Source organism: Mesorhizobium sp. M0998 (assembly GCF_040318885.1).
In the GTDB taxonomy this organism is placed as follows: domain Bacteria; phylum Pseudomonadota; class Alphaproteobacteria; order Rhizobiales; family Rhizobiaceae; genus Mesorhizobium.
In genome coordinates this window covers 1-3,897 of the sequence record NZ_JAMYND010000092.1, presented here as the reverse complement: position 1 = coordinate 3,897, position 3,897 = coordinate 1, and the positions used below count along the sequence as shown (strand labels likewise).

Sequence of the window (3,897 nt, the reverse complement as noted above, 5' to 3'; positions counted from 1 at the left end):
TTATCTCAGGCAGATCCGATGCGACTGATCTTTTGAACTTCCAGGAATTAAATGGAGGAGACTTCAAAAGAATTGATGAATTCTCCCCTAGATACCTAGTAATTAGGATTGCCATCTACTTTTTTACCTCCAGTGTCACCAGACCCTCTTTCTGCCATCGCTTTGTCAAATGCCTTTTTATCGCGAGCGGCTGCAGCTTTCAAGTTTTTAGCATCCTCGTCAATTTTTTTCTTCGTATTTCTTGCTCCGTATGTCGGACTTGTTTTTCGGTGCACCTCACGAGGTGAGGCAACAGCAGGTGCTTCTTTTCGAAGTTTAGCTTGTTCTTCAGGACTCAGTTTTCTACCCAAAGCATCCTCTTTAGCTTTGAGTTGCGCCGCAAATGACGGCTGGTGATCTATGTCCAATGGCTCAGTTTCGCCGTTTTCCTTTTTTTGTGCCTTCAGTTCCCCATATGAGCCGGTGTCGCCTGGCTTCACAGCCCCCTTTTTTTCTGCATTTCTTACAGTCTTGGCAATTTTTGCAGCATCTTCGGCCTTTTGCAGAGCGCGCGTAAGTTTGCTCGCCCCTGCTGGAAGACCTGGTATGGCAGTTGCAAGGGCATCTACGCTCAAGTCAACCCAACCGTTGTTCCAAGCTTCTTGGTCGTCAGCGAAATACCCATAGCCGATCGTGCCGACGTCGTAAGCGAGGTTAAGTCCATCCCATACAGTGTCGATAATATGCCCATTCTGATCGCTCTTGTTGACGGGATCATTCTGGGCGTAGGCATAGCGATTTGTTCCAACGCCGGGCAGTGTCGGATCCCAGTCGTCTGGTGAGATGAACCTGCCGAGCACTGGATCCATGTAGCGTGCATTGAGATAGAGCAGTCCGGTCTCGGGATCGAAGCGCTCGCCGATGTAGGACTTCTGCGTCTGGAAGCCGGTGTTGAGGCGTTCTCCGTAGGTCGCGTAGTTGGTCTGCTCGGCGATGGCGCCTGATGTATCGGTGACCAGGCGCACCGACGCCAGGTGATCGCGGTGCAGGAAGGCTTTGGTGGCGCCGGTCACCTTGACGTCGGGATGGGGGTAGCGGGTGTAGATTTCTGCTCCAGGCGTCGCCGGATCGATCTCGACGGACGCGTCGGGATAGAGCGTGGTGGCGAAGGACGAGGTCTTTTTGGTGCGCGCGCCGTCGGGTCCGTAGAACAGCGACACGGTGTTGGCGGCCTGGGTGACGGTCTTCAGGCGGTTGGCTTCGTCCCAGACGAGTGTCCTGGTGCCGTCGGAGGTCATGTTGCCGTTGGCGTCATAGGTGAGCGTCTTGACGCCGACCGCTGTTGGCGCGTGCGGACGAGCGGCACTCGCCGCGGGATAGACATAGGTCCCGGCAACGCGGGTGCGCGAGGTCAGATTGTCGTTGGCGGCATAGACGAAGGTCTCGTCGAGCGTGTTGTTGCCGAGATTGTCGCTCGCCGTCAGCCGGTCGGCCTTGTCGTAGCCATAGGTCCAGCTGTCGGAGGCGGTCAGTCCGGTCGTGCCGGTGATGCGGCCGATGAGATCGCGGGCATACTGGTCGTCGAGCAGGATTGTGGCACCCTTGGCCGTGGTGACGCGGGTGACCCAGCGGCGGGTCGGCGAATAGGTGAAGGACGTCTTCACCCCGTTGGCATAGGTGATCTCCCTGGTTTGGCCGTCGGCCTCGTAGATCGTCGAGGTGATGAAGCCCGAGGCCGAGAGCAGCTTGTTGGCGGCCGTGTATTGCAGCGGGGCGGCAAGCGAGCCGAAGTCGAGCGGCACCGGCAGATACTGGGTGCGCAGCGTCTGGCCAGAGGCATCGCGCACGCTGGTCGTGGTGTGGGTCAGCGTGCCGATGGTGACGTCCTGGCGGGCGGCCTTGCCAAAGCCATCATACTTGATGGCCTGCGTCGCCGCAGGGTTGGTGGAGGTGGTGAGCTGGCCGATGTTGTAATAGCCGGCCGCCGCCTGGTCGTAGGTGTTCTGCGTCAGCGTCACCGCACTGCCGCCTGACGCCATTGCCGTCTTCAGCGTCAGCCGGTCCATCTGGTCATAGGCCAAGGTGGTGACGGTGCCGCGGCCATCGGTCTGGCTGGTCAGCCGGTTGGCGCCGTCATAGATGTACGACCATGTGCCGAGATCGGGATCCGAGGCAGAAAGCCGATTGCCGAGCATGTCATAGCTGTAGCTCCAGCTCGAGCCGCCGGGATCGCTGACCCCGGTCAGCCGGCCAAGCACATCGTAGCTGCGGCCCTCCGTGAGGCCGAGCCCGCCGAGATCGCGCACGATCTGCACGACATCGCCGCGCGTCGAGGACACGCTCTTCGACTGGCGTGTGGTTGTTGCGTTGATCTGGTCGGTCTGGGTGACCGCGTAAAGCCGCGGATTGGTGCCGGTGCCGCTGTCGAGGCTGTGGGCAAAAATCGTCTGGCTGGCATCGGCATAGACGGTCTTTGTCAGCCGGTCGGCCCAGTCATAGCTGTTGGTCGTCCATTGCGCGGTGTCGCCGACAAAGCGCGGGAAGGCGATGCGCAGGACATTGCCGCGCAGATCGTACTCGGTGTCGGCAATGCGCTTTGCGCCGGCAGCCGTCTCTCCCGCCGTCTCCATCCGGTACACCCGGCCAAGCCCGTCATAATAGGAGCGGACAAAATCCTCGCCCGCCCCATTGGGCAGCGGTGTGTACTTGACCAGCGCCTGTGTCGCCGGATTGCCCTCGTTCTCGAAGCGCGTCTTGGAATAGGCGCCGGTCACACTTTGCGAGACCTGGTAGGGCCGGCAGAACGGATCATAGGTGAAGGTCTTTACCAGGCCGTTCGCATCGGTCTTCGTCGCCGGCAGCCCGCAGACGGCATTGTAGGTAGCGCTGGACACCAAGCGGGTGTCGGCGCTCTGGCCGCCGGTGGCAAAATAGCGGGGGCTGCGCTGCGTTATGGGATAGAGGTGATAGGTCGCATCATAATCCCATTCGGTCTTGTGACCGAGCCCGTTGGCGGCCGAGACCTGGTTGCCATAGAGGTCATAGGCAAAATACTGGTTCACCTCCTTTTGCGGCGATCCATAGTAATTGGAGAAGCTGCGGTTGCGGGTGACGTTGCCCTTCGTCGGCGGCGTCGCGTTGGCGCCAGCGTTGCCGTCGTAATAGGTCTCGTCATAGCCGATATAGGGGAAGCCGGCGTCCATCCCGGCGCGCACCGTCTGGCTGCTCGGCAGCGAGACGATGTAGGCGCTGGTGTTGGGCGCAAAGCTTGTCACCGTCCAGGTCTCGTCGCCGCTGACGTCGGTGCGGCCATAGTCCTTGATGCTGGTGACGTTGCTATAGGCGTCGAACGTGCGCTCGACCCTGAGAGTACGTGCAAGATTCTCGGTCAGCGTCGTGTCGGTCGCGGTGTTCTGCACGGTGTAAGGTTTGGTCGCGGTATTGACCGCATAGGTCTCGGCCACCTGCTTGTGCACGGTGCCTGCGCCATCCTTCCAGACCGTCAGCGACGGCAGGCCGTAGCTTGCCAGGTCCTGCCGGTAGGTGGTCTCGATCTTGGAGGCCGCCGTCTCGCCATTGGCCAGCGGCCTGGTTTCCACGATCGAGGCAAAGCCCAGAAACCTGCGCGCCGCAGGATCGTATTTGCCCCCGGCATAAGCATACGTGCTCACCGCCGTCTGGCCGCGCCCGTCGCCGACCGATAGCTTCGACACCGCATGCACCACCTGCGGCAGGTAGGTGTTCGCCCAGGTCGACGACGGCGCATACTCCACCGCAACCGTCCCGCCCAGTTCCGTCACGACATTGCGCAGCAGGTTCGGATTGCCCGCGCCGGGCGCCGAGATGAACATGTGGTCTTTGTAGTCGGTAAAGTCCGGCAGCCCGTCGCCGTTGAAGTCGCCTATCGCAACGCCGGCG

At 60.6% G+C, this 3,897-nt stretch carries 1 protein-coding gene; it reads right to left on the bottom strand.

What is annotated here, in order from left to right:
• Positions 1-95 precede the first annotated feature (95 nt).
• On the bottom strand, positions 96-3,897 hold a 3,802-nt coding region (locus tag NKH59_RS33095; protein WP_353024421.1), incomplete at its 5' end, for an RHS repeat domain-containing protein.